This window comes from Sphingomonas agri (assembly GCF_038148795.1).
In the GTDB taxonomy this organism is placed as follows: domain Bacteria; phylum Pseudomonadota; class Alphaproteobacteria; order Sphingomonadales; family Sphingomonadaceae; genus Sphingomicrobium; species Sphingomicrobium agri.
In genome coordinates this window covers 1,263,991-1,289,747 of sequence record NZ_JBAPEU010000001.1, presented here as the reverse complement: position 1 = coordinate 1,289,747, position 25,757 = coordinate 1,263,991, and the positions used below count along the sequence as shown (strand labels likewise).

The window sequence follows — 25,757 nt, the reverse complement described above, 5'->3', positions numbered from 1 at the left end:
CGCTCCTACTTTCCAAGAGCGTAAATCGCGGCCGCGATCAAACGCGACCACTTATCGCTAACGCGGAAAGGCAAGCGTCCGCGGCGGGAGGAGCGGGTCCAAAGGGGGACCCACGTAATGCCACCAATGGGTGGAAAGCTGACATTGGCAAGATGAGATCAAAGAGACCTATTCCGCGGACGTGAGCAGAGCCGCTCGCAGGCCGGTTCGATTGCTCAGACGCTGCAACACGGATCGCACGGCAATGCCAATTGCCAGCAATACAAGGCACCACGCGTTCGGCTCGAACCCGGCTCCGTAGAAAGCAAACAATATGAACAGGAGAGCGACAATGACGACTGCTCGTCCGAGTCCTGAGGTTACGAGCCGCCAAGCCGACAGCGCACCGGCCAGATAGAGCACCAGCACGGCGGAAGTGCCAAGAAGGATTACGAACGTGAACAGGCCAGCGCTACTGCGACTGCTGTTCGCAAGGATCAGCAAGATTGCTAGCGCCGATCCGGCAACCTGCGACACGACGGGCGTATTGCCGCGCCAACTTCGTGCAATCGCCGAAGGAAGATCGTGCCGAAGCCCCATGGCATAGCCGAGCTCACCCGACGCGAGAATTAGCGCATTGAGGCAACCAAAGGCCGCAACAGCGATCCCCAGCGCTGCAACGGACGCTAGCATGCCTCCCCACTGCGCGGCGATCGCATCGGCGAATGGTGCAGGAGATTTGGCGACAACACCGGCGGGCAGCACGAGCTGGACCGCACTACTCGCTAATAGATAGACAATCGCGACAAACAGCGTGCCGGCCATGATGGCCCGCGGGATCGTGCGCGACGGATTCCTTACCTTCCCAACTGGCGTTGTAGCATTCTCAAAGCCGGTCAATGCGAAGAACGCGAGCGTTGTGGCCGTTGCGAGGTTGCCGAAAGTCATGGGCGACCGCGCCAGGTGCTCGAACGTCGTTGAACCAAACCCACGGAGGGCAAAAATCAGGATCACGCCGACGAGGGGAACGAGCCGAATGACGACGGTAATAATCGACGCCACACCGGATGCACGGACTCCGAACGCGTTGACGCCGGTGAAAAAGACGACGCTCGCCACGGCGACGAGAATGACAGAGCTACCGACCGAAAAGGCCGGACTGATCCACGACAGCGCAGACGCGCCAGCGATTGCGACCGCCGCCTCCGCCGCCAAGTTCGAGACCAAGAAGGACCAAGCCACAAGAAAGGCGGGCAGTGGCCCCAGCTCCCGTTCAATGTTGCTCTGAATGCCGTCTCCTCCCAGACGGGACAATGTTGCGAGCGCGAATGCTATCGCAAGTGCACCGACACTGCTGATGATCCACCCGAAGATGGCATTCGCTCCGAGTGGTGCGAGCGACACCGGCAGCATGAAGATCCCTGATCCGATCATCGTGCCGACTACTAAGGCGGAGGTCATCCATATGCCGATCGATCCTTTGCGGTCGGCGATGCTCGGCTGAGCGTCCACGGCGTTCCCCTCCACGGCCTATATTGACGCAACGGGAGACGAGCGGGACGGCGCGCGCCGGACAGGCTGGGTGTGGGCCGCTGCTCTGGTGAGTCAAGCCAAAAGGAGCAACGGCCTAATGTCCGCCTTGGGTCGAAAGCTGACACTCGCCCGCTAATGGCAGGAATGGGTGGAAAGCTGCCGGTAGATCCACCGTCGAAAATCCTTCTCTGAAGGTGTATCCATTCGGCACTTCACGGAGGCGAACATGGCTGCAACCATCGTCAAGGCGGGCCAACGAAAGCCGCTGAATGTATTGGGGATGCCGCTAACAATGTTGTGCGAAGCGAGCGAAACAAACGGTAACTGGTCACTCTTCGAAGAGGACGTTCCGATTGGAATGGGGCCGCCCCCTCATCGGCACGATTGGGACGAAGCTTATTACATTGTCGATGGGGAGGTCGACTTCTCGATCGACGGCGACACGGTTACGTCGTGCAAAGGCGATTTCAACTATCTGCCGCGAGGCACGATCCACGGCTTCAAGGGCGCATCAGAGGTCCCGGCTCGGGTTCTGATTTTCGCATCGCCGGCGCATGGGTCTGAGTTCTTCCACGACATCAACGAACAGGTCCGCAGGATACCTGATGACCTCGCAAAGATGCCGGAGATTGGCAGGAGGCACGGGGTCGAGTTCATGCGGCCTCAAAGCTAGCGGGGCAGCTCGTGGCGTCCTCATAGCACGCTCTAATGGCTGCAATGGGTGGAAAGCTGACACAATCTTAGGCGAAGATTGGCTGACCTGCGCTCGGCAGCTCGCAGGTTTAATTGACTTAACAGCAGTAGAGGCGCACCCCCCGGAGCCGGCGCGAGGGGGCCCTTTGCAAGGATTGCGCCACAGACCGATCCCTAGTGAGCGTTCACGCTTGCCCTGCGCATTGTCGAAGGGCCAACTAATCGGGGGTTATTCATGAACGATCTGATCAAACTTGCCGCTGCCGCGGCGTTGGGCGCCGTTGCGTCCGGCACCATCGTCTACGCGCAGGGCGGCGCTCCGCAGCCGCCGAAGGTCCGGGTTGCGCTGTATCGTGCTGCGCCGGGACAGCAGGTCGCCTTGCTGAGGTGGCTCGCCGGGCAGGACCGCGTCGCGTCGGCGGCTGGAGTGCCGGTCGGCCAACTCTACGCGCACACCGACGGCGACAGCTGGGACTATCTGGCGATCGACCCGGCGACGACGCCGGCGCAGGATGCGGCGCTCGATGCTGCTGCGAGGAAGATGGGAATGCCAAGTGGGCCTGCCTCCAACCTCGAGTTCCGCAAATATATCGCGGTGCACACCGATACGTTCGCCATCGGCCCGGTGACTCCGGCGCAATATCTCGCGATGGCGGGGCAGCAGTAAGCGCAAGAGGCCTGCGCCCGGCAAGGCGTCGGGCGCAGCGCTTAACGTCCGACGTTCACATCCACTTCGCGACCTTAGTGGCAAAAGCCCTTCATCGACGATGATAGCGGGCTTTGGTGTGATGACGGTCGCGTTCCCAGCTCGCCGGAAAGCAACTCGCGGGTGGCAGGGATGGGTCGGAAGCTGCCATTAGGGACAGCGGATTCCGAAGAGTCTAAATAAAGCTAGGCGGGCTTCGCCGAGCACGCGCCACGCGGCAACAATCGATTCATTTCATTCGCGAAGGCCGGTGAATAGAGCTGCCGGACCCGGCACCAATATTCGACAAAGCCTGTGCTTTGGCGGATCGTCGCGGCCCATGCCCCCCGATGACGGTCGAACTCTTCTTCGTCGTAGAGGCCCATGCGAAATTGATAATGCACGTCTTCCCAATAGCGGAGCAACGCGTTTGACCGAACTTCAAACTGGAATTGCTCGACCGAAGTGAGCGGCAACCCTCTCGAAGCCCGATACATTACGCTCGCCAGTTGCGGGTTGTTCGCAGTGTCGGAGAGAATTGTCACGATGGTGGAGGAAAGCTCATGACGCGTTTGAGCACGTGTCATCCTTTGGCTCTCATAGAGTTGCAGGACGACAATGACCAAGCCTGCAACCGTCACGACATTTGCCGCCAATGAGATCAAGCTGCTGATTTTGACGAAAGAGCCCTCGATAGCGTCGACCGATGAGGGGCTTTCTGGAGGAGGCTGCACGCGCTTGTTCATGGTCGGAAGCGACGCCCTGACGATGCGAACCGGCTATGAACCGGCTCCTCAATTGGACGAGAGTAGCAGCCGACTTCAATCCGACCAAACGCGAACGCGATTAGTATCCGCAATTTGTCGAATTCCGACCCAAGCCTAATGGCAGCTTTGGGTCGAAAGCAGACATCGCGCCATGGCCAGCTTTGAGTGGAAAGCTGCCATTCACGAACACAGGGGGACCGCCCTTAATTGCGAGCAGCCAAGTTAGTGATGGCCGTTCCAGTTGGGCATGGTGAAGCTCACCACCTTGCGCTGCCCGGGAAAGAGATTGTGGTTTGCGTCAACCAGGTCGATCGTCACTTTATGCGGACCAGGCTGCAAACCATATATGTCGATGGTATTGCTATTGCTCGTGTCCGCCCACAACCACGGCAAGTCGTCGACCGTTATGTGCAAGTGTCCTACGCGTGGTGACACCTTAAGTGCAGCCTCGCTAAGCACGGGACTGATGCGAACATTTTCCGTTCGGTATTGGATCCAGACAAGACCCTTAGGTAAGCCTTCGGGAAGCGGTGGATCGACAATCAGTTTCGGCGGGGGCTCATTCTTGATTTCGATGTAAGGCGTCGCGCCACCCTGCCATGCGGTTTGGGCCGACGCGCCTGTTGTCAGAGCAGTCGCCGTTGTCACTATCGCATATGTCTTGATGATGAAATGCATCGGTTTTTCTCCCAGCCTAAGTTGGGAATCGAACGCGGACGCAATGCGTGCTCGACCGTTTAGAAAGCTGGTGCGCTACCGACTGGCGGCCTGGGACAGGCCCTGACTCCGGCCAACGAGTCGGGTCAAGTTTCGTCCGCTTGTTAACGGCGGAAATGGGTCGGAAGCTGCCATACGCGCATGTCAGTTCTGACTGGAAAGCAGACATTAACTCGACTGCTGCAAATGAAGTCGAACAGAGGGGTTTCGTGCGTAATCTTATATTGGTCGCAGCACTGATCGGACTGGCTGGTTGCAGCAATGCAAGCGCTGAAAGTGCTGATAGCAACAACCCGGCCCACTGCCTCGCAGCGTTCAACTACAATGCCTATTGGTTCAAAGTGGGCAACCGACCGGAGAAAGTGACCGAATATCTCGCGCGCGGCCTCTACGTGATGGAGAGGGTCAAATCCGCAGGAGGCTCGCCGGCGCCAGTTCTCTCGGAAGCCAAGCAATTCACCGTTGACCACGTCAAGGATAGCAAGGTGATGGATGCGCTCGGAGTGGCGTGCGGCAAGGCACAGGCCCATGACGCTCAGTTCCGAGCGGAGTTTGGCGACCTCATCGAGAAAGCGCGCCCGCTAGTCCCTCGGTTCGAAGCAGCCGCTACTCCCTAGCCCCCCGCTTCGGGCGGGAAGCGGTCAGTGGTTTTGCAGCGATAAAAGGGTTCGGCCCTGCCCGCATTTGACCCGATGGCCGCCTGACCTGGACCACGCTAACAGGACATGGATGGCGAAGCTCTATTTCTACTATGCGGCGATGAATGCGGGGAAATCCACGACCCTTCTTCAGGCCGACTTCAACTATCGCGAACGCGGCATGGAGACGATGTTATGGACTGCGGCGCATGATGATCGCGCGGGAACAGGCACGATCGGGTCGCGCATCGCGCTGTCTGCACCCGCTTACACCTATTCACCTCAACTCGATCTGTTCGAGGCTATCGGCGAGGAACTGAAGAAACGCGAGCTGCATTGCGTCCTTGTGGACGAAGCCCAGTTTCTTACGCGCGACCACGTGCTCCAGCTCTGCCGAGTGACCGACGAGCTGAACATTCCAGTGCTCTGCTACGGGCTTCGGACCGATTTCCAGGCCAATCTGTTCGAAGGGAGTGCAGCGCTCCTCGCGCTTGCCGACGCCCTCGTCGAACTGAAGGCCGTGTGCGAGTGCGGCCGCAAGGCCACGATGAACCTCAGAGTCGATGCAGAAGGCCATGCGGTTGCGGCGGGCGCGCAGACGGAGATTGGGGGAAACGACCGTTACGTTGCCCTCTGCCGCCGCCACTTCTTCGAACGGCTGAAGGAGAGCGAAGCGCGGCAACTGAGCCTCGGATTGGCGCGAACGTGAGGATCGCGCTCTATGCCCTCGCCCTTTGCGCGACCTGCGTCCCCGCGAGCGCCGAACCTCTTATGGTTCGTGCAGGCGAAACATGGCTGTTCACGATCGGCAAGGGCGACCCCGTCCATGCCCGGAAAACCGAGGCGGGTGCGTTGCCGGCACGCGGCGAGGCCAAGGTTTCGGTGCGGGCCCTTTTCGGGACAATGATGACGATCAGCAACAACAGCGCACAGGGCTATACGTTCAGGGCGGAGCTGGTCGGCGCCGATGGCAAGGCCGTGACGGCCAGGACCTGCACGCTTCCACCCGGCAATCAGCCGGCGCTCGAGAACTGGCCGCAAAAGGCCTCGGCAATCAGGATCGGCAGTTTCAAGCCAGCAAGCGGGGGCCGCTGCTGAAGCTGCGGCGCTTGACCCGGGCGCGCCCTCCCATCACGCCGGTTACATGGACGCAAGCGTCATCTACCAAATCGCCGTCTGGCTCGTGCCCCTCATCGTCGCGATCGTGTTCCACGAGGTCGCCCACGGCCTCGTCGCGCGCCAGCTTGGCGACCCCACTGCCGAGAGAAAAGGGCGGCTGACCTTCAATCCCATCAGGCATGTCGACCCGTTCGGGACGGTGATCCTCCCGATGATCCTTGCGATCAGCCACGCGCCCGTGTTCGGCTGGGCCAAACCCGTGCCGGTCAACTACCGGCGGCTCCGCAATCCGCGCCGCGACATGGTGCTGGTCGCACTTGCAGGGCCGGGCATGAACTTCCTTCTGGCGCTCGCCGGAGCTGCCATCCTTGCAGCGACGATCGCGCTCTCCGCTGGCGGGCGCGAGGGCATCCCGGCCTTTGTCGCTGCAAACGCGCTCAATTTCGTGCTGATCAATCTCTTCCTGGCGGTCTTCAACCTCATTCCGGTACCGCCTTTCGATGGCGGACACGTGCTCGAGGGCCTGTTGCCACGCCCCCTTGCAAGGCGCTTTCGCAAGATCGGCCGTTATTCGCTGCTCTTATTCGTTGTGCTGCTGCTCGTTCTTCCCTCAATTTCTCCGAGAGCGGATGTGGTTTCGCGGGTCGTGACGCCGGTCGTGCGCGCGATCGCGGTCCTCTTCCTCGGGCTTTTCGGGGTCGGCCTCTGAAATGCTCCACGGCTGGATCGTTCTCGACAAACCGGCGGGGCTTGGGTCGACGGGCGCCGTCAGCGCAGTGAAGCGGATCCTGCGCCAATCTGGCGAACCCAAGACCAAGATCGGCCATGGAGGAACTCTCGATCCGCTGGCGACCGGCGTGCTCCCAATCGCGCTTGGCGAAGCGACGAAGCTCTGCGGGCGCATGCTGGATGCCACCAAAGCCTATGATTTCACCATCCGCTTCGGCGAGGAGACGGATACCCTCGATAGCGAGGGCAAGATCATCGCAACTTGTGAGGTGCAACCAACCGCGGACCAGGTGAAAGCCGTGCTCGCAGCGTTCAGAGGCACGATCTCGCAGGTCCCCCCCGCTTATTCGGCCCTCAAGATTGAGGGAAGGCCGGCTTACGCGCGGGCGCGGGCGGGCGAGACGGTCGAGCCTCAAGCCAGAGAGGTGACGGTCTTTGACCTGAAGCTGGTCGAAAGCATCGCCGGCAGTGCCACGCTCAGCGCGAGCGTATCCAAGGGCACCTACATCCGCAGCCTCGCGCGCGACATCGCCCGGGCGCTTGGAACGCTCGGCCATGTCACCTATCTAAGGCGTACGCGGGCGGGCCCCTTCTCCCTTGAACAAGCCATTTCGCTGGACTTTCTCGAGGAAGCCGCTAAGGCCCGCGCACTGACGAGGACGGTACTGCCGCTCAATGCGGCGCTGGACGACATCCCGGCCCTCCCCGTCACCCCCGACCAGGCGCAACTGCTCCGTCACGGACAGAAGCTTGTCGGGATCCCCGCACAGCCGGGGCTTTGCATGGCGATGCTGGAGGAAACTCCGGTCGCTCTCGTCGAAGCCTCGGCCGACGGCCTTCGGGTCGTCAGGGGCTTCAACCTTTAGACGACAGGAGTTTGAGACGATGTCGATTACTGCGGAGCGCAAGGAAGCGCTCATCAAGGAACATGCGCAGGGCAAGGGCGACACCGGGTCTCCGGAAGTACAGGTCGCGATCCTCACCGAGCGCATCAACAACCTGACGATGCACTTCAAGACCCACGCGAAGGACAATCACTCGCGTCGCGGGCTTCTGATGCTCGTCAACAAGCGCCGTTCGCTGCTGGATTATCTCCGCCGCAAGAACGAGACGCGCTACACTGATCTCATCGCGAAGCTCGGGCTTCGCAAGTAACCGGAAACGGCCCCGCGCGGGCCGTTTCGCTTATCTAAATAGTCCCGCAATTCGGCGGGGCGCAGTGGGGCAAAGCAAGCGCCCCGAACCGCTGACGGACCGGAAAGTCCGTCAATCAGCTGCCCCCGCCGGCATCCGGCCTGCGGGTCAAAGGAAAGCAAATGTTCAATACGAAAACAGTCGAAATCGAGTGGGGCGGAAAAACCCTCAAGCTCGAGACGGGCCGCGTTGCCCGCCAGGCCGACGGCGCGGTTGTCGCGACGCTCGGCGAAACCGTGGTGCTGTGCGCTGTCACTGCCGCCAAGTCGGTGAAGCAGGGACAGGATTTCTTCCCGCTCACCGTCCACTACCAGGAGAAATTCTCCGCTGCCGGCCGCATCCCGGGCGGCTTCTTCAAGCGTGAGCGCGGCGCGACCGAAAAGGAAACGCTGACCAGCCGCCTCATCGATCGCCCGATCCGGCCGCTGTTCCCTGACGGCTTCTACAACGAAATCCTCGTGATCGCGCAGGTCCTCAGCTACGACGGCGAGAACGAGCCCGACATCCTTGCGATGATCGCCGCCTCGGCGGCCCTCACCCTCTCTGGTGTCCCTTTCATGGGCCCGGTCGGCGCCGCTCGCGTCGCCTTCAGCAACGAGGGCGAGTATATTCTCAACCCGACGCAGACGCAGACCGCCGAAGGCCGTCTCGAGCTCGTCGTCGCGGGAACGCGCGAAGCCGTAATGATGGTCGAATCCGAGGCGAAGGAGCTTTCCGAAGAGGAGATGCTCGGCGCCGTCATGTTCGCGCACAAGTCAATGCAGCCGGTGATCGAAGCGATCATCAAGCTCGCCGAACAGGCCGCCAAGGAGCCGTGGGTGCTTGCCTCGCAGGGCGACAAGGCCGCAATCAAGAAGCAGCTCAAGGACCTCATCGGCGCCGATATCGAGGCTGCCTATCGCCTGACCAGCAAGTCGGACCGATCGGCTGCCATCAATAGCGCCCGCGAGAAGGCCGCGGCGGCGTTCGCCGAGGCCGATCCGCAGGACCAGCTCGTCGCCATGAAGCTCGTGAAGAGCCTCGAGGCCGACGTCGTTCGCGGTGCGATCCTCAAGGAAGGCCGCCGCATCGACGGCCGCGACACCAAGACGGTGCGCCCGATCGAGATTACTGCCGGTTTCCTCCCGCGCACCCACGGCTCGGCGCTGTTCACCCGCGGTGAGACGCAGGCGATCGTGACGACGACGCTCGGTACCAAGGAAGCGGAGCAGATGATCGACGGCCTGGAGGGTCTCTCCTACCAGCGCTTCATGCTTCACTATAATTTCCCGCCCTATTCGGTCGGTGAAGTCGGCCGTTTCGGTGCTCCGGGCCGCCGCGAAGTGGGCCACGGCAAGCTTGCCTGGCGCGCCATTCACCCGATGCTGCCAAGCGTCGAGGAGTTCCCCTATACAATCCGGGTCCTGTCCGACATCACCGAGTCCAACGGCTCTTCGTCGATGGCGACGGTGTGCGGCGGAAGCCTTTCGCTGATGGACGCCGGCGTTCCCCTGAAGCGCCCCGTCGCGGGCATCGCAATGGGCCTCATCCTCGAAGGCAAGGACTTTGCGGTAATCAGCGACATCCTTGGCGACGAGGACCACCTCGGCGACATGGATTTCAAGGTTGCAGGAACGTCCGAGGGCGTGACCTCGCTCCAGATGGACATCAAGGTCGCAGGGATCACCGAGGAGATCATGCGCACCGCCCTTGCCCAGGCAAAGGACGGCCGCGCTCACATCCTCGGCGAGATGGCGAAGGCGCTCGGCGAGAGCCGGAATGAACTCAGCGCCCACGCGCCCCGCATCGAGACCATGTCGATCCCCAAGGACAAGATCCGCGAAGTGATCGGCACCGGCGGCAAGGTCATTCGCGAAATCGTCGCGGAAACCGGTGCCAAGGTCGACATCGACGACGACGGCACAATCAAGATCGCCTCGAGCGACCTCAAGCAGATCGAGGCTGCGCGAGACTGGATCCGTTCCATCGTCGCCGAGCCCGAAGTCGGGACGATCTACACGGGCAAGGTTGCGAGCATCGTCGATTTCGGCGCGTTCGTGACGTTCATGCCGGGCAAGGACGGCCTCGTGCACGTCTCCGAGATCAAGAACGAGCGCGTCGAAAACGTCCGCGACGTTCTCTCGGAGGGCCAGGCGGTCAAGGTCAAACTCCTCGAGGTCGACCCGCGCGGCAAGGTTCGCCTGTCGATGCGCCTCGTCGATCAGGAGACTGGCGAGGAACTCCCCGACACCCGTCCGCCCCGCGAGCCGCGTGAACCGCGCGGCGATCGCGAAGGTGGCCGCGGCGACCGCCATCGCAGTGGACGCGACCGCGATCGCGGCCCGCGCCGTGACCGTGGCGGCCGTGACGACCGGGGACCGCGCGGAGATCGCGGCGATCGCGGCCCCCGCCGCGAGGCCGACGACAGCGGGCCCGCGCCCGAGTTCGCGCCGGCCTTTCTGACCGGCGAGGACGGCGACTGATTTCCTGAAGAAATCGTCGAAAGAACAAGAAGGCCCCGCGAGTTTTCGCGGGGCCTTCTTATTGCAAGAACAGCGCCAGCGCTCACCGGTCAAAATGACGCGCGCGCCGGGAGATTTGGCCGAAACGCGGCGGGGTCAGATCACCAGATCGCGTAGAGGTTATAAAGCGCGTGCATGACGATCGGCGGGAAGACCGAGCGCGTGCGCAGGCGCGCAAGCCCCAGAATGAGGCCATCGACGATGATCACTCCGATCACCGTCCAGGTGTAGTTATAAAGCAGGAGCGCCCAGCCAACGGCCGTCGCGATGATGGCAAGGCCGGCGCCCACCCGCTTTTGAAGGATGCCGAAGAACCAGCCCCGGAATATCAGTTCCTCGGCGACAGGGCCCAGAATGCCGACCGCGAGTACGCGCATCGCCGAAGCAGCAAGAGGTGCCTTGACCCACGGCTGCCAATCCCACGGGCCCCGCCACGCAAACAGCGCGTCAGACCCGAACATCCAGGCGAGATAGGCAGCGACGAACAGCACGGAGGCCCATGGCGGCGGAGCGAGGATCCCCAGTTCCTCCCGCCCTACCTTTCTCGTTCGTACGAGGAGGAGGATGATTGCCGCGGCAGCAAGAGCAACCTTGAGCGCGGCTGACTGTATCGGACCCAACGCTATCTCCTTATGTAACCTTTGAGTTACATGAGTAACCTATGGGTTACATCTGGTCAAGCGCTGGCGGCACGGTTCCCCTTTGTGCGGTCCGCGGCCGTTTCCGGCGGCAAGAGGCAAAAGCATCCGCTTCAGTCGGTCGCTGCCTGGGAGTATTTGCAGGACTGCTGAAACGCGGGGTGTGACCAGTGAAACGCGTGTTCCGGATCCTTGTCGCGGCCTCTTTCTATCTCGCTTTTGGTCCGGCGGCCGTGCTGTTCGCGCAAGGGGCGCCGACGTCGGCCGAGCTCAAGCTCGCCAAGGACGCGGACATGCTGAAGCCCGGCCAGTGGGTCTGGGCGCCGCAGATCGCTCCCGCAGGGCCGATCCTCGTCTACGTGGATCTCGGCCGTCAGCTTGCAACTGTTTACCGCAATGGCGTCAGGATCGGTGTCTCGACCATCTCGTCCGGGCGGCCCGGGTTCGAGACCCCGACCGGAGTGTTCACGATCCTCGAGAAGAACAAGGAGCACATCAGCCGCAAGTTCAATGACGCGCCCATGCCCTACCAGGAACGCTTGACCTGGGGCGGGGTCGCGCTCCACGCAGGAGGCCTTCCGGGCTATCCAGAAAGCCATGGCTGCGTGCACCTGCCACTCGCCTTTTCGAAGATCCTGTTCGAGGCGATGCCGATGGGGGGAACGGTCGTGATCGCGGGCGGCCACGAGGACCCGGTCAGGCGCCCGGCCGCGGGCGTCCTTGCCCCCACCATGGCAGGAGTGACGCCGGCGCCTGCAACTCCGCTGACCGCCGAAGGCACGTTCACCTGGAATCCTGCAGCAAGCCTCAGCGGTCCCGTCTCGATCATCATCTCGACTGGCGACCAGCAAGTCGTTGTCCTGCGCAACGGAGTGGAGATCGGACGCGCTCATGCCCTCGTGGCGCAGCAGTCGAGCCAGCCCCAGGTGATGACCTATGCGGGTGGCAAGTCGCCGCAGTGGATCCAGGTCGGAGTTTCCGACCTCACGGGCGGGCCCGCCGAAATCATTTCGACCGAGCGCGTCGAACAAATGCATCTCCCCGCTGCTTTCGCGAAGAACATGCGCTCGGTAATCGCGCCAGGGACCACCGTGTTGATAACCCAGGCCAAGGTGGATCTCGCATCGACGGGCGTGGAGACGACCGTGCTCGACGGCAGTGACGCCAAGAAGTGATCCCGCTCTCGTCGTTGCCAGATGTCACTTAAAATCTCAGCCGGGCCCGCTAGGAATGTTGCGCATGAAGCGCCTGTTCCTGCCCGCGCTCTTTTTCGCTCTCGCCTGTTGCCAGGGCCATCAGATGTCGTCCAACGACGTCGTGTTCGTCTCCAACGAAGCGGGACACGTCAGTCTGGTCGACGGCGCTTCGGGAAGGATCGAAGGCGTGCTCGCGACGGGGCCGCGGCCGCGGGGGATGGCTTTCTCGCCTGACCGGCGGACCTTTTATGTCGCCGCCTCTCAGGCGAACCGGATCGAGGCGTGGGACGTACGTTCGCGCAAGCTTGTCAGAACCTACGATGCGGGGACCGACCCTGAGCGGTTCGCGATCAGCCCGGACGGCCGCACCGCCTACATCGCCAACGAAGACCATAGCGCAATCTCCTTCCTCGACCTTCCTAGCGGCCGGATCACGCGCGAGGTGAAGGTCGGACCCGAGCCCGAGGGCGTCGGCGTGAGTCCCGACGGCAAGCTCGTCGTGGCGACCTCGGAGACGGCCAATCTTGCCCATTTCATCGACGCTGGCACCGGCAAGCTCCTGGACAGTCTGCCGGTCGGGAGCCGTCCCCGTTTCGTGCTCTTTCTGCGCGGCAGCAGGACGGTTTGGGTTTCCTCCGAACAGCGCGGAACGATCACGGTCTTCGATGCCGCGACACGCCGCGTGCTAAAAACCATCGACCTTACCGAGACGTTCGACATCGACCAGCCTGTGCAGGCGGTCGAAATGCGCTCAGCGCCCGACGAGAGCCGCGTCTATGTCGCGATGGGAAGGGCAAACCGCGTTGCCGAACTCGATGCTGCCAGCGGCAAGATATTGCGATGGTGGCCGACGGGCGAGAGGACCTGGGGCATCGGGCTGTCGTCCGACATGTCCCGCCTCTACGCGGCGAGCGGCCTCTCGGGCACGCTTACGATCATCGATCTCACCCGCGGCAAGGTGATGGAGACGGTGAAGCTCGGTGGACGTCCCTGGGGCGCTGTCGCGGCAGCTCGGTGAGGAGGACTGCCTTTCCTGCAGCAGCGATGCTGCTGCTAGGTTCCTGCAGCCTCGTGCCGCACCGAACGCTGACTGCGTGCGCCGACCCCAATAACCTCCCCTTCTCAAACAAGGCGCGGCAGGGATTTGAGAACAAACTCGCGCAAATCATCGCCGCGGACCTGAACGCGCAGCTTCAATATATCTGGTGGGCGCAGCGGCGAGGCTATGTCCGCAACACGCTCAACGAGCGCAAATGCGATTTCTGGCCGGGCATTGGAAGCAATGTCGAAATGGTGGCGACCACCCGTCCCTACTATCGCTCGACCTACATGTTCGTCAGCCGGCAGTCCTCGAACCTCAAAGGACTGACGCTCGATGATCCCCGGCTCAAGTCGCTCAAGGTCGGCGTCCAGATGATCGGCAACGATGCAAGCAATACACCGCCGGCACACGCGCTCGCGGCCCGGGGCGTCATCCAGAACGTGCGCGGCTATATGCTTTATGGCGACTATCGCGCGCCCAGCCCGCCGGCAGAGATCGTTCGCGCGGTCGAGCGCGGAGACGTGGACGTCGCGCTCGTCTGGGGTCCGCTCGCGGGCTATTTCGCCGCCCGATCGCCGGTGCCGCTTCGCCTTGAACCGGTGAAACCCTGGTTCGTCGACCAGCAATGGCCAATGCAGTTCGATATTTCGGTAGGCGTCCAGAACGGCAACCAGAAGCTGCTCAAGGACATCGACCGCGTGTTGGTGCGGCGGTCGAGCGAGATCCGCGGCCTGCTGGCTGCCTACCATGTGCCCGTGGTCGAAGGAGGCTGAAGCCGTCCCGCGGCGGACGGGGAATGATCGCCCTGCGCCTTTCCAGCCCAAGCGGCGTTGAAGCTGCTGCGACACCTTCCCCCCAAGGTCGCAAATGTTGCGTTGTCCCCTGGCCCAGCCCTGCAGATATCCGCGGGCTGGGCCTTTTTTTTAAGGACGCCTCTAATTGGTGCCGCGGAGCTGTCGACGGGGTAGCGAAAACTCCGCGGCGGACGCCGGCTCTCCTGCAGGCGCCAAGGGATTCATGTCTCAGGCTTCAGTCTTTTTGTGCGCCGAGGACCTCGTCCTCGTCTCTGGCGCAATATCGTCTTGAATGCCGATCAGGTGCAGTGCCTCTAGCGCGCATGATCATGTGCAATCGGCGAATCTCGCGCATTGGCGTGTCGCCGTGATCCGGCCGTTCGGACAGGCAGCCGCTTCGCGCGTTGATACCAGACCGGAGCGGGGGTTCCGGAAGGCTGCTTCCCGCCGCACCGCTGTGCCCGAGACCGACGAAATCAGTTCGCAATTGCGACGAGCCGGCGACTTTCCGCGCCCTGCAACTCAGTCGCGGGCTCCTGCAATACGATGAAGATGCCCGAGAGACGAGATTCGCGACCCGGCGCTCCCGCTCTTTTGTGCGTGGTTGCGGCGAGGCGAGCCCGTTTCTCGATCCTGCCGGTAATCCGCGCAGCATAGCGCATGCTCTCGGCGGGAAGTTCGGTGCCGGCAAGGAAACGCTCATAGCGGCTGGGGCCCGCATTATAGGCAGCGAAGAGCCCGGGATAACCAAAGCGATCGTACATCGCCCGAAGATAGGCGGTGCCGGCGAGAATATTGTCATGCGGATCGAACGGATTGGTCCCGAGCTCATGGGCGTCGCGCATTTCCGACCAGGTAGCGGGCATCAGCTGCATGAGACCCATCGCCCCTGCGGGGCTCACGATCGGCACGCCGAGGATCGCGTTCCGCCCTGCGCTTTCAGCGTCCATCACTTCCCGGATCCAGCTCGCCGGAATGCCGAACCTTTTCGAGGCGAGCGCAATCTCCCTTCCAAAGCCGTCAGCCCGAGCGGCCGAAAGGGGGGCAGCGATGAGCGCGAGCACTGCTGCAAGACCAACCTGGTTCAGCGGCCCCAAAGCAGTAGCGCCCTTCCCAGAATTTCGTCACTGCCGCTCACTCCAAAATAGCGCCCGTCGAACGAGCGCTGCGCCTGAGCCAGGAGAAGGAGGCTGCCGCGGCCAAGCTTCCTGCACCCGCTCCACCAGACCATTCGCCTGCCGCCAGGGTCGTTCCGGAACCTCGTGGCGGCACGCCTCCCGTTGATGGTGATCGCTCGGCCATTGCCGCACACGAAGTCGCCCTCGCCTGCAGCGACGGGCTTGATGAGCGGCACATCTGCCGGAACATATCGGCGCCGTGCGGCGAGCTGGCGGGCCCGCGACGGGACCCGGGCAAGTGCGAGCTCGCCCGTGACGGGGCGCGCCCAGGGTTCGACGAGATAGAGGCCCTCGCGGAGGCTCGGGGACGCGTTCCACGCAAGGAGTTTCGGTATGATCGCGGTGCCCGACAGCGCGAGCATGCCAAGCGTGACTGCTCCAAGGCTCAGTATGCGTGCTGCTCCGTCACGCGACATGGGCAGTGTTTTCCGCGCGGATGCCCCTCGACCAGGCGTCGAGATCATCGATATGGTAGCGGATGTAGCGGGTGTGCCGCCTGAAGAAGGGACCGGTTCCCTTCCCCCGCATTTGCTGAAGCTGACGCGGGCTGATCCCGAGATAAAAGGCCGCCTGCTCGGTCGAGAGGAACGGGCTTCCCTTCCTGGCGCGCGACGCCCGTGTAACGTCATCGTCCACGGCTTCTGCTCCCTCAAAGATGTTCGAGAGTCCGGGCAGGTCCGCGACTCCCGTCCCAATGAGTCGCGCAAGTTCGGGGACGCGTGGAGATTCGAATTTAAAGTCTTCCGAAATCGAGCCCTTTTACCGCTGATGAAAATCACCGCCTCAAACAGCCAACGTGTTGCGAGAGTATTCTTGGGTTATTTGGCATTCACCGTTGATCTCACCTGATGATCGGCGCATATATTGCCTATCAGCGTGCCGAGCTGACGACCGCGCTTGCCGGGATCCCGGGGGATTTCCGGAGCGGGGGGAGTCTGGAAGCGTGCGGCACAGCTTCTCTTCATCGACGACTGATACGCGCGTCCGTGGGGGCGGCATTGGGTGCGACCTGCGCGCGATGTCGACGCTTCCCACCTTTCCCCAATTGCATCGCGGCTCCTTCAAGGGAGGCAATCCATGACAAATCGCCAGTCCCCAGAGGACGGATCGAATCGGCTCGTCCTGTGGCTCATTCACGGCGGCGGCGTCCTCTTCGTGACGCTCGTCTTTCTGCTCCTCGTCATGACTGCGGTGGCCCAGCAGGAGGTGCTCGCCAGCATCAAGCAGCAGCAGCTCTCGCTCGGCTATAGTGCAGCGCTCACCGTCAATAACGAGGCCCGCGGCATCAACGACGAGCTTCGAGGTCTCAGGGGCGAAGCACGCGGGCTGACGAGACAGCTTCGCTCCGACCAGGTCGCCTTCAACAGTGCGCAGCGGCACTGGGAGGACGATTGGGACGAGCTTCAGCCGTTCCTCGAACGGCTCGCCAAGGCGTGCCAGATCGAGTTGCCCAAGGACAAGAGCCCGGGCGCCCGGGCCGCAGCCCTCAACGACCTCAAGCAGTGCCGGGCGAGCGCCGGGCAGACCCCGTCGCCGCTCCTTGCGGCTTCCGACGAGCCGGCGAAAAACTTCGAGACAGCCGAGGTGCAATATCGAAGCGCCTTCGATGCCTTCCAGACCACCAAGGACAAGCTCGAGACCGCCCGCGCCCAGCAGGCGGTTACCGCGCTATCGGACACGCAGCAGAAGGTCAGCACCAGCTTTTCGGAGATGGACGTCCTTCTTAGCAACTGGATGGTCGTGGGCGGACTTCTCATTCTCTTTCCGCCTGCGCTGCTCCAGATCCTTCTGACCTTCTTCTCCGGCCTGTTCGGCGCGATCCTCGTAACGTTGGTCCTGCTCGTCTATCCAAGGAGCCAGTTCGACATCACCGCTTCCAAGGAAACCTGGGCGCGCGTCTTCCTGGGCGGCCTCATCGCCTTGTGCCTCTACATCGTGCTTCTGGGCGGAACCGCGGTGACGGGCGCCTCGAGCGGCCTTTCAGGCGCAGGCACCAATTACATGGCCTTCTGCGGCATCGGCATTCTTGCCGGCATGTTCTCCGACAGGGTGGCGTTCTGGCTCTCTGACCGCGCTAACGCCTTCTTCCGCAAGGGCGGGACGAGGGCGCCCGTCCAATGACGAACGGCAAGCCGGCGGCCGCGGTGGCACCCCAGCGCCTCAGGAAGGTGCCAATGACCAATTGGTACAGCCCGATGATCCTCGTCGCGACCGCGATAAGAGTCGCCATCTCGAGCGTCTTCGGGGCCTTTGCCGACCGCCGCGAAGCGATTGCTTCGGCCAACGCGATCGCTCCCCAGCCGTTCGACGAGCGCTTTGATTATTCGCGGGCCAAGGGCGATTTCTGGTTCGACTATCTGGCCGACACCGGGGACGGCTGGAATTCGACCTACGCGATGGCACGCCTCGTGTCGGCTCCAGCGATCAGCCTTCCAGGCCTCCCCGAGCTGCCGCGAGGCAGGTTCATCCTCCTTGGCGGCGACCAGGTCTATCCCTTCGCCTCGCGCGAAGCCTACGACCAGCGCTTCCTTGCTCCTTACGAGGAAGCCTACAAACCGGGCGGCATCCCGCAGTGGAAGGAGGGCGAGCACGACCTCTTCGCGGTTCCCGGAAACCACGATTGGTATGACGGGCTCTCCTCCTTTTTCGGCCTCTTCTGCAGACGGCGCATCAAGCCGCCGGGAGCCATCGGCTTCGACCGCGACGGGCGGGTAATTGCTGGCCGCGCCACCAACCAGACGCGAAGCTATTTTGCAGCGAGGCTTCCGCAGAACTGGTGGATTTGGGGCACCGATTCGCAGCTCGAAGGCTATATCGACCAGCCGCAGGTCGACTATTTCCGGCATGTCGCACGCTACTGGATGGACAAGGGCTCAAAGCTCATCCTGTGCGTCGACGGGCCGCGCTGGTTCTACGCGAGGCCAGACAAGCCCGGCCAGGAGTTCGAGAATTTCTCCTACCTCGAGCGTCTCGCGGCCGCCGAAGTCGACGACCAAGGCAAACCCATGGGTCACGAACTGAAACTCGTCCTTACCGGCGACAGTCACCATTATTCGCGCTTTGTGGAAGGAGAACGGCAATATGTGACAGCGGGCGGAGGAGGCGCCTTCCTTCACCCGACGCATCATCTTCACGACAACAGCTTCAACTGGAGATATCCGCCACCCGGCACGCGCTTCACCCCCGGGCAGAATAATGTGCGCACCTTCAAGCTCGCGCAGACGTCGACGGGTTCCGACGCCGTCTATCCCAGCCGCGCCAAGTCCCACGCCCTCGCCTTCTGGAACCTCGCCTTTGCCGGCATCAATTATCGATTCACCGCGACCCTCGTCGTCGCCTACGCCATCTTCATCTGGCTGCTCGACTTCAACGCCCGCCTGAGTGGCCATGGATCACTCCGGGACGCGCTGCACCCAGGATCGTTTTCCGACGCGATGCGCATTTATTGGAGGCTTGCCATCGTGTCCCCCTCGGCCGCGCTCCTCATCATCGCGGCGCTTGCAGCCTACATCTATGCTGCCGACGCGAGGAACTGGCCCTTAAGGGTCATAACCGGTGCAACTCATGCCTTCTTCCAGGCTCTCGCGGTCACCTCGGCCACCTGTGCGGCTATGCGGTTCGCGGTGCGGTACCTGCCGCCGATGGGCGCAGCGACGGTCCCGCGGGATATCCTCATTGCCGCGATTGCATCGGCGATCCTCTCGGCAACCGTCTACGGCTTCTACCTGCTCGTGATGCTGCGCGCCTTTGGATTGCACTGGAACGAGGGATTTTCATCGTTCGCTCACCGCGGCTTCAAATGTTTCCTGCGCTTGAGAATCGGCGCCGACGGAACGCTCACCATCTATCCCATCGGCCTTGAAAAGACGCCCCGGGACAGGGGAGACAGGCCCAAAAACCCGGCGCTCAAGTCCCACCTCGTCGAGGGACCGCTCACCGTGAGCTAAGGTGATGGGTCCTCGCGACGCGCGAGCCCCATGATCGGATCCAGAGTTCGAGGGCAGCCATCTCGCTGATGCGAAGCTGAACCTCGTCGCGCATCCAGACCTCGCCATTCAAGGCATCCTCAATCGCAGCCGCATCGACTATCCGCAGCTTCGCGAGTTCACCTTCGACAAGAAGCTCGCGCATCGGCTCACGAAGCGCTGAAAATCCACGATAGAGCATGCCTTGGAGGCTGCCCTTGATGCGCCGCTCGAGGACCGAGGCGGGTACGAGGCCCTTGAACGCCTCGCGGGCAACTGCGCGGTCGCGGCCACCCGCGAGCCAGAGCCAGGAGGGAATTTGGAGACATAGTTCCAAGAGCGGCTGCGCGAGCAGCGGATGAATGCGCTCGATGGAAGAGCCTGAGCGGTCGAGGAAATGCTGGATATGGACGATGGCCTCGACATGCTCCCGTTTTCCTGGCGGTGCCGGAAGCTCGAGCAACCAGGGGTGCAGGTTGGGCCGGGCAAGGAGCGCTTCTGAGACCATGAAGGATCGGTCCTCCTTCCACGCCGGGCGACCTCCAGCGAGCCGCCGCGCAGCTGCGAGAATCACCTCCCAGAGCGTGCAGTTTGCACGTGATGCAATATCGCGAAGCGCAGCGTTCACGTTGGAAGGTCTCATGCTCCTCAGTGCATCGATGAGGGGCGCAGCGCTCGATAGTGAGCAGAAGAGATTGTCGCCCCCTCCTCCATCGACGAGCAGCGATGCGCCAAGGTCTCGTGCGGCCTCGTCGATCGCCTTTTCAAACGGCAAAAGAAGAGGATTCATGAGGGGCCGGAACGAGAGCCGATCCGGGATTTCGAGCGGCCCTGTCTCGGGCTCGCCGACCTCGACCAGCTTTGCTCCGAATGTTCGTGCGACCTCGCGGGCATGTCCGCGCTCGTCGCCATCACGTGAGGTCGTCGCAAAGTTGATGCAGCAAAATTCGCGCTTCGCCTCTGCAAGGCAGGCTGCGATGATCGACGAATCAAGGCCGCCCGACAATCTCAAGGCAATCTTCGATGCGCTCGGTTGAATGCCAACGATCCCAAGAGCAGTTGCTCGAAGCCTTCGGGCTCCCTCGGCCGGGTCCTGGATATGCTTCAGGACAAAGGTGGAAGGGTGCCATCCGTTCGACTGGCGCCAACTTCTCCGACCGCAGCTCCTGAACACCATGCCCGGGAGCAATTCCGTCACACCCTCGATGCCGGTCCGGTCGGTCCGGAGAAACGGAAATTGGAGCCAGTGAACGATGAAACGCTCGTCGAATTCGGCCTGCTCAACGAGCTTGAGCTTGCGCGCAAATTCGGCGCTCGAAACGAACACTGCCTCGCTGCGATCTCCGATGCGATAGACGGGCACCGAGCCCGATGGATCGCGGTAGACGCTCGCCAGTCCCGCCGGCCTCGAGAAGTAGGCGAAATTGCCCCAGACGCCGGGCGGAAATGCGCGCGCCTCGGCGAGGGTCGACCAGGATTCAAATTCGACTGGAAGCGTTTCGAGACGTTTTTCCGCGGTATCGAAGATCTGGCCGACTAGGAGCGAGTGATCGCCCTTGAGGAAGGAGGTTCCCGCACCCGCAACGAGCAGCATTTCTGCAGCTTCGATCCGGACCGGCAGGTCAAGCTCTGCCGCCCCGGCATCAAGCGCGTGGCGGTGGGCGCCGCGGCCAAAAGCTATGGCATAGGGTTCAAACACATCAGACCACGCGAACCACGGTGAACGCGGCCACATTTTCGGTGAGATCGTTGAGAATGAGCGCCCCGGACTGGACCCAGCAATGCGCCGCGAACGGATGGAGTTTGACCCCGAACAGGATCCGACCCCCGCCAAGCCAGCGCACCAGCGAGAGGGAATCGAGCAGGCAGTTTCGCTTGATGGGAACTAGCTTTCGCGCGGCAAGAAAGCGCGAGGCGAGGTCAATCAGCTGGCGATCCCTGATCGGCTGATGAGCAGGACCTTGGGCCAGCAGCGAATCAATTGGCCGCGACCGCAACAAACGCTGCATGCGGAAAAGCTGTGATGCGACGCTGACGACGTCCCCCAGCCGGGCATGCGAGTGCCGATTCTCGAGAAGAGAGGCCCTTGGGGTAGTGTAGTGCGGAAGAACGATCCTGGCGGGCTCGTCGGTGAGCCCGAGCGCAGAGCGCAACGGATCGTCGGCTCGGCACGCGGCGAATGCCGCGCCGCCAACAAAGATGCCTCAGTGTTCCTTCAGTCCATGCCGGAACCCTGAAGCCCTCATGGCGGGGGGCTTCGACCAGCCGCTCGCCGGTCAGCCGGTGAAGCGCGTCCCTGACCGGCGTGACGCTGGCGTTAAGATCATAGGAAAGCAGCGATGGCTCGAGCCGGTCGCCCGGGCGACACATTCCGCTGCGCAACTGCTGCTTGATCGCCGCATAGACGCGCTCGAAGGTGCCCGGCCGGTTCATGCCGCCGGATGGCCGATGAGGCTCCCCGGCCAATCCTGTTCGCGAACGAACGCGGCGACGAGCTCCTCCTGGTCGGGCCGCAGGGCATCGGTCGCTGCAAGTCGCCGGGGGACTTCGTCCCGCAGCAGTACCGAGGGACATTGGCCTTCGAAATTTCCAAGGTTCGGACGGTGCTGGGTGTAACCGACCAGCGCTGCAAGCTCGGGGCTGAAGCGCCTCGCGACCTGCGGCGGATAGGCAAGCCACTGGTTCTCGTAAGGCTTCAGCCATCCCAGGCAGTAGCTGACGATTGCACCTCGGCGCACTTCGCTGCTGAGATTTCCCCCGGCGCCGTGCAGCGTCGATCCCAGGAACAGCAGCGCCGATCCCGGCTCGAGCTCGACTGCAAATTCACCCGGAGGAACTGCAGGATCGAGCGCCCTTGATCCGTGGCTCGATGGATAGATGACCGTCCCACCGTTGCGCGCATGATAGGGCGTGAAGGGCCACATCACGTTGACGAGATATTCGAGCTCGCCGATCGCGCCGCCCCACATGTCCTGGTCTCGGTGCGGAAGCTGCGGCGGTGCCCCGTGATGAAGCGCGAGCGCCTGCGTCAAATTAAGTTGGATCGTGTCGCACCAGGGCCGCAGCACCTCGCGTGCAATGCCGAGCACCAGAGGGTGCTGGACAAGCTTGCTCGCGATCGGCGAGCGCAGCAGCAGACGTCCAAAGCGCTTGGTGCGCGCGCCGTAGAAGCCGCCTTCGCAAAAGGGTGTCTCGAGAAAATCGGTCTCAAGATCGCCATCGAGAGCCGCGATCGTCTCGGACGCAAGAAGCGAGGGGATGATGCACCATCCCTCTTCGAGGAGCAGCCTCGACCATTGCTTGATCTGCGGACCAAGGCCGGCTTGGCATCTCATTGTCGCAGCGCTCCTTCAAGCTGCTTCCGGCATCCGGGCCGGATGCGGCGTCTCGCTCCAGATGCCGTTCGCTGCGAGAAGGGCGGGCGTCCGGGACGTGATCTCGATCGCAAGTGCGCCCATCATTCCGCATTCGAGACGCGCCGGGATGCCCAGCGGGCGGCAGTCCCATCCAAAGGCGAGGATCTGCTGAAGCCAGCTCATTTGGGCAACGCCGGTATAGGTCCTGATTTTCGCCTCGAGCGCATATGCGGCAAGTGCGCTCACGAGCAGGTTACGGGTCTTGAGCCTTGCTGCCGCGCCGTACCGGCGCGAGAGGCAGAAGCGCGTGATCTCAAACACGTCGCGGCCGCGCGGCGGCGGATCAGCGCAGAGCTCCGGGAAAAGGGTGCCAAGAATATGCGGCCGGACTGTCGGAAGGAGACGCACAGAACCGAGGTGATCTCCGTTCTCGCCGGCAATGATGATGTATGTCGCGTGTTCATCGTCGAACTGGTCGATTTCGAACCTGTTTTCGAGGACCGGCACCTTCCACTTCAGGAGATCGACGAAGACCTTCTTGCGGTCCTCGAACATCGCGCGGAGCGCCCGATGATCAAGTAGTGAAGCACATCCGCGTTCGACGATGACCATGGCTCGCCCGAAGCTCCCTTGGATTGAGGCGGCGAGCATCGCGAAGGAGTAGAGAGCGCGAAATACCAAGAACTGGGGGGTCAGCGACGAGAAACGTCGAGGTAACCGATCGCGCCATCAAAAGTCATGACAGCAAGTGGGCTCTCCTGCAGCCGACAACGCTCGCGCAGGCGCTTCAGGGGCGCGGGGGGCCTGATCGCGGGTTCCTAGAAGCTACTCAATTCTGGGGGACAGCGTGCCTGCCGCGCCGGCGCCCTTAGGTCACTGCGCGGGCAGCGTCCGGCCAAAAAAGCCCGCGCTTTTTGTATCTGCCGCGAGCCAGGACTGCCATCTGAGGAAGCCATGAATCTCGTTGGGAATCACAAACTGCTCGAACGGGACTTTCCGGTCCTCGATGCGCCGGGCAAGATCGATCGTCTGCGAGAAACTTACGTTGCGGTCGTCGTCGCCCTGGATGAGCAGCACGGGCGAACGCCAGCCGTCCATGCTTGCAATAGGTGAAGAGTCGAAGGCAACTTTCAGGGCTTCCTTGATATCACCCTCTTCATAGCGCTTCGGCCGCTTTTCCAAGCGCATTTCGATGAAGCTCGACCAGTCGTGAACTCCGTGAAGATCGACGCCTGCCTTGAAGATCTCGGAATTGCGAGCAACGCCCATTGCGGTCAGATACCCGCCATAGGATCCCCCCCAGATGCCGATCTTTCCGGGATCGACGTCGCCCAGAGCCTGGAGATATTTCGCTCCCGCGAGTACGTCCTGATATTCGGCTGCGCCCGCCGGGCCCGCGTGATCCGGATGGTGAAAGGCGTGGCCGTAGCCGATGCCGAGGCGGTAATTCACCGAGAGCACTACATAGCCGTGATTGGCCAGATACTGGTTCACGGCATAGCTGTTGCTGTAATAATCCATGTAGTGCCAGCCGAGCAGCATCTGCCGCGGCGGTCCGCCATGCACGAAGATGATTCCGGGCTTCCTTGTACCGCTGCCGTTGTCGAACAGTTGGCCATGAATGGTCCACCCGTCCGGCGCCTTGAAATCCACCGCACGGGGGGCGATCAGCGCCGTCTCGGGAAATTCGGGTGGCACCGTGCCGGGACGAAGATCGCGAAGGCCCTGCCCGTCCACGCCAATCACCGATACCGAGGGCGGCGCCGCAGCGCCGGCGCTGACAAAGGCGACGTCCGTCCCGCTCGCCGCAACCGGTGCCCATTCGAGCCCTGTGCCGCGCGAAAGTTCGACCGGGTGCGGCGCGTCAACCGGCACTTGGAACAGGTGACGGCGATCGTGATCGTCCTGCGAGGCTCCTGTATTGGCGTCATAGATCACGGACTTGCGGTCACGGCTCATGGCGACATGTTCGACCATGAAGCTGCCCGGCGTCAGTAGCAGCGGTTCGCCCCCGCTCGCCGGCAGCGAATAGAGATGCGGCCAATTGTCGAGATCGGCAAGAAACACCAGGCGGTCGCCGGAAGCCCAGTTGAGGTTCACTTCTCCCGCGGTTTCCGGGAACGATCCGAGGAGCGTGTCGGGACTTTGCCAGATGCGGTTTGCCTGCCCGCTTGCGATGTCCGCGACCCAGATTGAAAAAGGAACGGGCGTCTGTTTCAGAAGCGGCTTGGGCGCCCCGCCCGCGCCCGGCCGGCGCGCAAAGGCGATGCGCGATCCGTCAGGTGACCAAACCGGATAATCATCGAAATCGGTGGAAGGAGCGAGATAGGTCAGCGTCCCGGATTTCAGATCATAAATGCCGATGAAGCTGTGGTCGCCGTCTCGGTCGGAGACGAAAGCAAGCTTCGCCCCGTCGGGCGACCACGCGAGCGCGCGGTCATCGCCGCGGTCAAAGAACAGGCGCCTTGGCTTGCCTTTGCCAGCAAGCGGCGCCGTCCAGACCTGATTATCCTTAAGATAGGCAAGTTGACCCCGCGAAGAAATCGCGGGGGCATCGCCTTCGGCGACTTTGAGGGGCGAGCCACCCGAGAGCTGCGCAGACCATATCGCGACCTTGGGTTCCGTCGTGGCCGAGTCCGGATCGGGCGGGAGCTTAGCCTCCCAGTTTGCGTCATGATCTCCGCCGCGCACATAAACGAGATGCTTGCCGTCGGGAGAGAACGTCAGCTGGGTGAGTTCTTGTCCGTCGTCACTCGAATAGCGCGTCACTTGCCGGGGCCGAAAAGCCGGCCCGTTCGCGAGCCAGACGTTGCGCACGCCCTTAAGGACGCGCACGAAGGCGATTGCGTCGGCCCCCTTCGCAGCCTGGAGCTCCGGTACGAAGGGATAGGCAAGCACCTGCTCCATCGTGAACGTGCCGCTATTGGCCCGCGCCTCGGACGCGGGAGCTGCGAAGAGAACGGCAGAGGCGAAAAGCACACCAGACCATCGCCGCTTCGCCACCGCGATAGTCCTGCACGTCTCCACGCCCCG

General features: G+C 62.5%; 27 protein-coding genes. 14 read left to right on the top strand and 13 right to left on the bottom strand.

Annotated features, from left to right (window positions below):
- Window positions 1-168: 168 nt before the first annotated feature.
- Complete coding sequence (locus V8192_RS06415; RefSeq protein WP_341632216.1) at window positions 169-1,491, bottom strand: APC family permease; 1,323 nt, start codon at window positions 1,489-1,491, stop codon at window positions 169-171.
- 247 nt (window positions 1,492-1,738) lie between these two features.
- Here V8192_RS06415 and V8192_RS06410 point away from each other — a divergent pair, with 247 nt between their 5' ends.
- Together V8192_RS06410 and V8192_RS06405 are read left to right on the top strand one after the other, a co-directional pair.
- Entirely contained in the window at window positions 1,739-2,185 is a 447-nt protein-coding gene (locus V8192_RS06410; RefSeq protein WP_341632215.1) for a cupin domain-containing protein, read from the top strand.
- A 255-nt stretch (window positions 2,186-2,440) separates the two neighbouring features.
- Complete coding sequence (locus V8192_RS06405; RefSeq protein WP_341632214.1) at window positions 2,441-2,872, top strand: hypothetical protein; 432 nt, start codon at window positions 2,441-2,443, stop codon at window positions 2,870-2,872.
- A gap of 224 nt (window positions 2,873-3,096) precedes the next feature.
- Here the strand turns inward: V8192_RS06405 and V8192_RS06400 are convergent, their stop codons facing one another.
- The gene (locus V8192_RS06400) at window positions 3,097-3,636 is read right to left on the bottom strand and encodes a hypothetical protein (protein WP_341632213.1); all 540 of its coding nucleotides are present in this window, start codon (window positions 3,634-3,636) and stop codon (window positions 3,097-3,099) included.
- Between the two features lie 243 nt (window positions 3,637-3,879).
- Window positions 3,880-4,335, bottom strand: coding sequence for a DUF6130 family protein (locus V8192_RS06395; RefSeq protein ID WP_341632212.1), 456 nt, complete (start codon window positions 4,333-4,335; stop codon window positions 3,880-3,882).
- A gap of 248 nt (window positions 4,336-4,583) precedes the next feature.
- Here V8192_RS06395 and V8192_RS06390 point away from each other — a divergent pair, with 248 nt between their 5' ends.
- From V8192_RS06390 to pnp, 7 genes are all read left to right on the top strand, one after another.
- Window positions 4,584-4,991 carry a hypothetical protein gene (locus V8192_RS06390; protein WP_341632211.1) on the top strand — a complete coding sequence of 136 codons (408 nt, stop codon included), beginning with the start codon at window positions 4,584-4,586 and terminating at the stop codon, window positions 4,989-4,991.
- Between the two features lie 112 nt (window positions 4,992-5,103).
- Window positions 5,104-5,721: a thymidine kinase gene (locus tag V8192_RS06385; protein WP_341632210.1), complete on the top strand. Its 618-nt coding sequence runs from the start codon at window positions 5,104-5,106 to the stop codon at window positions 5,719-5,721.
- Between the two features lie 62 nt (window positions 5,722-5,783).
- Window positions 5,784-6,110 (top strand): hypothetical protein, encoded by a 327-nt coding sequence (locus tag V8192_RS06380; RefSeq protein ID WP_341632209.1) that lies wholly within the window; start codon window positions 5,784-5,786, stop codon window positions 6,108-6,110.
- Window positions 6,111-6,156: 46 nt separating this feature from the next.
- Window positions 6,157-6,840 (top strand): site-2 protease family protein, encoded by a 684-nt coding sequence (locus V8192_RS06375; protein ID WP_341632208.1) that lies wholly within the window; start codon window positions 6,157-6,159, stop codon window positions 6,838-6,840.
- Window position 6,841: 1 nt separating this feature from the next.
- Window positions 6,842-7,726, top strand: coding sequence for a tRNA pseudouridine(55) synthase TruB (gene truB, locus V8192_RS06370; protein ID WP_341632207.1), 885 nt, complete (start codon window positions 6,842-6,844; stop codon window positions 7,724-7,726).
- A gap of 19 nt (window positions 7,727-7,745) precedes the next feature.
- Window positions 7,746-8,015 carry a 30S ribosomal protein S15 gene (rpsO, locus tag V8192_RS06365; protein ID WP_341632206.1) on the top strand — a complete coding sequence of 90 codons (270 nt, stop codon included), beginning with the start codon at window positions 7,746-7,748 and terminating at the stop codon, window positions 8,013-8,015.
- A gap of 161 nt (window positions 8,016-8,176) precedes the next feature.
- A complete protein-coding gene (pnp, locus tag V8192_RS06360; RefSeq protein WP_341632205.1) occupies window positions 8,177-10,516 on the top strand; it encodes a polyribonucleotide nucleotidyltransferase in 2,340 nt (779 codons plus the stop codon).
- A 140-nt stretch (window positions 10,517-10,656) separates the two neighbouring features.
- Here pnp and V8192_RS06355 read toward each other — a convergent pair whose 3' ends face one another.
- Window positions 10,657-11,175, bottom strand: a complete 519-nt coding sequence (locus V8192_RS06355) for a CPBP family intramembrane glutamic endopeptidase (RefSeq protein ID WP_341632204.1) — start codon at window positions 11,173-11,175, stop codon at window positions 10,657-10,659.
- A 188-nt stretch (window positions 11,176-11,363) separates the two neighbouring features.
- On the opposite strand from V8192_RS06355, the gene V8192_RS06350 reads away from it, so the two are divergent.
- The 3 genes from V8192_RS06350 to V8192_RS06340 all read left to right on the top strand — a co-directional run bounded on the left by V8192_RS06350 (window position 11,364) and on the right by V8192_RS06340 (window position 14,204).
- Window positions 11,364-12,368, top strand: coding sequence for a L,D-transpeptidase family protein (locus tag V8192_RS06350; RefSeq protein WP_341632203.1), 1,005 nt, complete (start codon window positions 11,364-11,366; stop codon window positions 12,366-12,368).
- A 64-nt stretch (window positions 12,369-12,432) separates the two neighbouring features.
- Entirely contained in the window at window positions 12,433-13,407 is a 975-nt protein-coding gene (locus tag V8192_RS06345; protein ID WP_341632202.1) for a PQQ-dependent catabolism-associated beta-propeller protein, read from the top strand.
- Window positions 13,404-14,204, top strand: coding sequence for a quinoprotein dehydrogenase-associated putative ABC transporter substrate-binding protein (locus V8192_RS06340; RefSeq protein WP_341632201.1), 801 nt, complete (start codon window positions 13,404-13,406; stop codon window positions 14,202-14,204). The genes V8192_RS06345 and V8192_RS06340 overlap by 4 nt, the downstream gene beginning before the upstream one ends.
- A 497-nt stretch (window positions 14,205-14,701) precedes the next feature.
- On the opposite strand, the gene V8192_RS06335 is transcribed toward V8192_RS06340, so the two are convergent.
- Genes V8192_RS06335 through V8192_RS06325 form a run of 3 tightly spaced genes read right to left on the bottom strand, consistent with a single transcriptional unit; the run spans window position 14,702 to window position 16,039 of the window.
- Window positions 14,702-15,322 (bottom strand): lytic transglycosylase domain-containing protein, encoded by a 621-nt coding sequence (locus tag V8192_RS06335; RefSeq protein WP_373276321.1) that lies wholly within the window; start codon window positions 15,320-15,322, stop codon window positions 14,702-14,704.
- Window positions 15,310-15,819, bottom strand: coding sequence for a S26 family signal peptidase (locus V8192_RS06330; RefSeq protein ID WP_341632200.1), 510 nt, complete (start codon window positions 15,817-15,819; stop codon window positions 15,310-15,312). The genes V8192_RS06335 and V8192_RS06330 overlap by 13 nt, the downstream gene beginning before the upstream one ends.
- Window positions 15,809-16,039, bottom strand: a complete 231-nt coding sequence (locus tag V8192_RS06325) for a helix-turn-helix domain-containing protein (RefSeq protein WP_341632199.1) — start codon at window positions 16,037-16,039, stop codon at window positions 15,809-15,811. Before V8192_RS06325 ends, V8192_RS06330 begins: the two co-directional genes overlap by 11 nt.
- A gap of 441 nt (window positions 16,040-16,480) precedes the next feature.
- Between V8192_RS06325 and V8192_RS06320 the strand changes: the two genes are divergently transcribed.
- Together V8192_RS06320 and V8192_RS06315 are read left to right on the top strand one after the other, a co-directional pair.
- A complete protein-coding gene (locus tag V8192_RS06320; RefSeq protein ID WP_341632198.1) occupies window positions 16,481-17,524 on the top strand; it encodes a hypothetical protein in 1,044 nt (347 codons plus the stop codon).
- Window positions 17,521-19,350, top strand: a complete 1,830-nt coding sequence (locus tag V8192_RS06315; RefSeq protein WP_341632197.1) for a metallophosphoesterase — start codon at window positions 17,521-17,523, stop codon at window positions 19,348-19,350. The genes V8192_RS06320 and V8192_RS06315 overlap by 4 nt, the downstream gene beginning before the upstream one ends.
- On the opposite strand, the gene V8192_RS06310 is transcribed toward V8192_RS06315, so the two are convergent.
- From V8192_RS06310 to V8192_RS06290, 6 genes are all read right to left on the bottom strand, one after another.
- Window positions 19,337-21,067, bottom strand: coding sequence for an asparagine synthase-related protein (locus V8192_RS06310; protein ID WP_341632196.1), 1,731 nt, complete (start codon window positions 21,065-21,067; stop codon window positions 19,337-19,339). The genes V8192_RS06315 and V8192_RS06310 overlap by 14 nt on opposite strands.
- A gap of 1 nt (window position 21,068) precedes the next feature.
- Window positions 21,069-21,416 (bottom strand): lasso peptide biosynthesis B2 protein, encoded by a 348-nt coding sequence (locus V8192_RS06305; RefSeq protein ID WP_373276330.1) that lies wholly within the window; start codon window positions 21,414-21,416, stop codon window positions 21,069-21,071.
- Window positions 21,346-21,801 carry a GntR family transcriptional regulator gene (locus V8192_RS14645; RefSeq protein ID WP_373276320.1) on the bottom strand — a complete coding sequence of 152 codons (456 nt, stop codon included), beginning with the start codon at window positions 21,799-21,801 and terminating at the stop codon, window positions 21,346-21,348. Before V8192_RS14645 ends, V8192_RS06305 begins: the two co-directional genes overlap by 71 nt.
- Window positions 21,798-22,703, bottom strand: coding sequence for a phytanoyl-CoA dioxygenase family protein (locus V8192_RS06300; RefSeq protein WP_341632194.1), 906 nt, complete (start codon window positions 22,701-22,703; stop codon window positions 21,798-21,800). Before V8192_RS06300 ends, V8192_RS14645 begins: the two co-directional genes overlap by 4 nt.
- 15 nt (window positions 22,704-22,718) lie before the next feature.
- Entirely contained in the window at window positions 22,719-23,336 is a 618-nt protein-coding gene (locus V8192_RS06295) for an acyl-homoserine-lactone synthase (protein ID WP_341632193.1), read from the bottom strand.
- Window positions 23,337-23,597: 261 nt separating this feature from the next.
- The gene (locus V8192_RS06290) at window positions 23,598-25,727 is read right to left on the bottom strand and encodes a S9 family peptidase (protein WP_341632192.1); all 2,130 of its coding nucleotides are present in this window, start codon (window positions 25,725-25,727) and stop codon (window positions 23,598-23,600) included.
- Window positions 25,728-25,757 lie beyond the last annotated feature (30 nt).

Coding starts and splice junctions, on each gene's coding strand:
- V8192_RS14645 (WP_373276320.1), bottom strand. CDS start 21,801: ATGAACCGGCCGGGCACCTTCGAGCGCGTCTATGCGGCGATCAAGCAG.
- V8192_RS06375 (WP_341632208.1), top strand. CDS start 6,157: ATGGACGCAAGCGTCATCTACCAAATCGCCGTCTGGCTCGTGCCCCTC.
- V8192_RS06300 (WP_341632194.1), bottom strand. CDS start 22,703: ATGAGATGCCAAGCCGGCCTTGGTCCGCAGATCAAGCAATGGTCGAGG.
- V8192_RS06320 (WP_341632198.1), top strand. CDS start 16,481: ATGACAAATCGCCAGTCCCCAGAGGACGGATCGAATCGGCTCGTCCTG.
- V8192_RS06405 (WP_341632214.1), top strand. CDS start 2,441: ATGAACGATCTGATCAAACTTGCCGCTGCCGCGGCGTTGGGCGCCGTT.
- V8192_RS06345 (WP_341632202.1), top strand. CDS start 12,433: ATGAAGCGCCTGTTCCTGCCCGCGCTCTTTTTCGCTCTCGCCTGTTGC.
- truB (WP_341632207.1), top strand. CDS start 6,842: ATGCTCCACGGCTGGATCGTTCTCGACAAACCGGCGGGGCTTGGGTCG.
- V8192_RS06400 (WP_341632213.1), bottom strand. CDS start 3,636: ATGAACAAGCGCGTGCAGCCTCCTCCAGAAAGCCCCTCATCGGTCGAC.
- V8192_RS06295 (WP_341632193.1), bottom strand. CDS start 23,336: ATGGTCATCGTCGAACGCGGATGTGCTTCACTACTTGATCATCGGGCG.
- pnp (WP_341632205.1), top strand. CDS start 8,177: ATGTTCAATACGAAAACAGTCGAAATCGAGTGGGGCGGAAAAACCCTC.
- V8192_RS06380 (WP_341632209.1), top strand. CDS start 5,784: ATGGTTCGTGCAGGCGAAACATGGCTGTTCACGATCGGCAAGGGCGAC.
- V8192_RS06315 (WP_341632197.1), top strand. CDS start 17,521: ATGACGAACGGCAAGCCGGCGGCCGCGGTGGCACCCCAGCGCCTCAGG.
- V8192_RS06330 (WP_341632200.1), bottom strand. CDS start 15,819: ATGTCGCGTGACGGAGCAGCACGCATACTGAGCCTTGGAGCAGTCACG.
- V8192_RS06395 (WP_341632212.1), bottom strand. CDS start 4,335: ATGCATTTCATCATCAAGACATATGCGATAGTGACAACGGCGACTGCT.
- V8192_RS06410 (WP_341632215.1), top strand. CDS start 1,739: ATGGCTGCAACCATCGTCAAGGCGGGCCAACGAAAGCCGCTGAATGTA.
- V8192_RS06385 (WP_341632210.1), top strand. CDS start 5,104: ATGGCGAAGCTCTATTTCTACTATGCGGCGATGAATGCGGGGAAATCC.
- rpsO (WP_341632206.1), top strand. CDS start 7,746: ATGTCGATTACTGCGGAGCGCAAGGAAGCGCTCATCAAGGAACATGCG.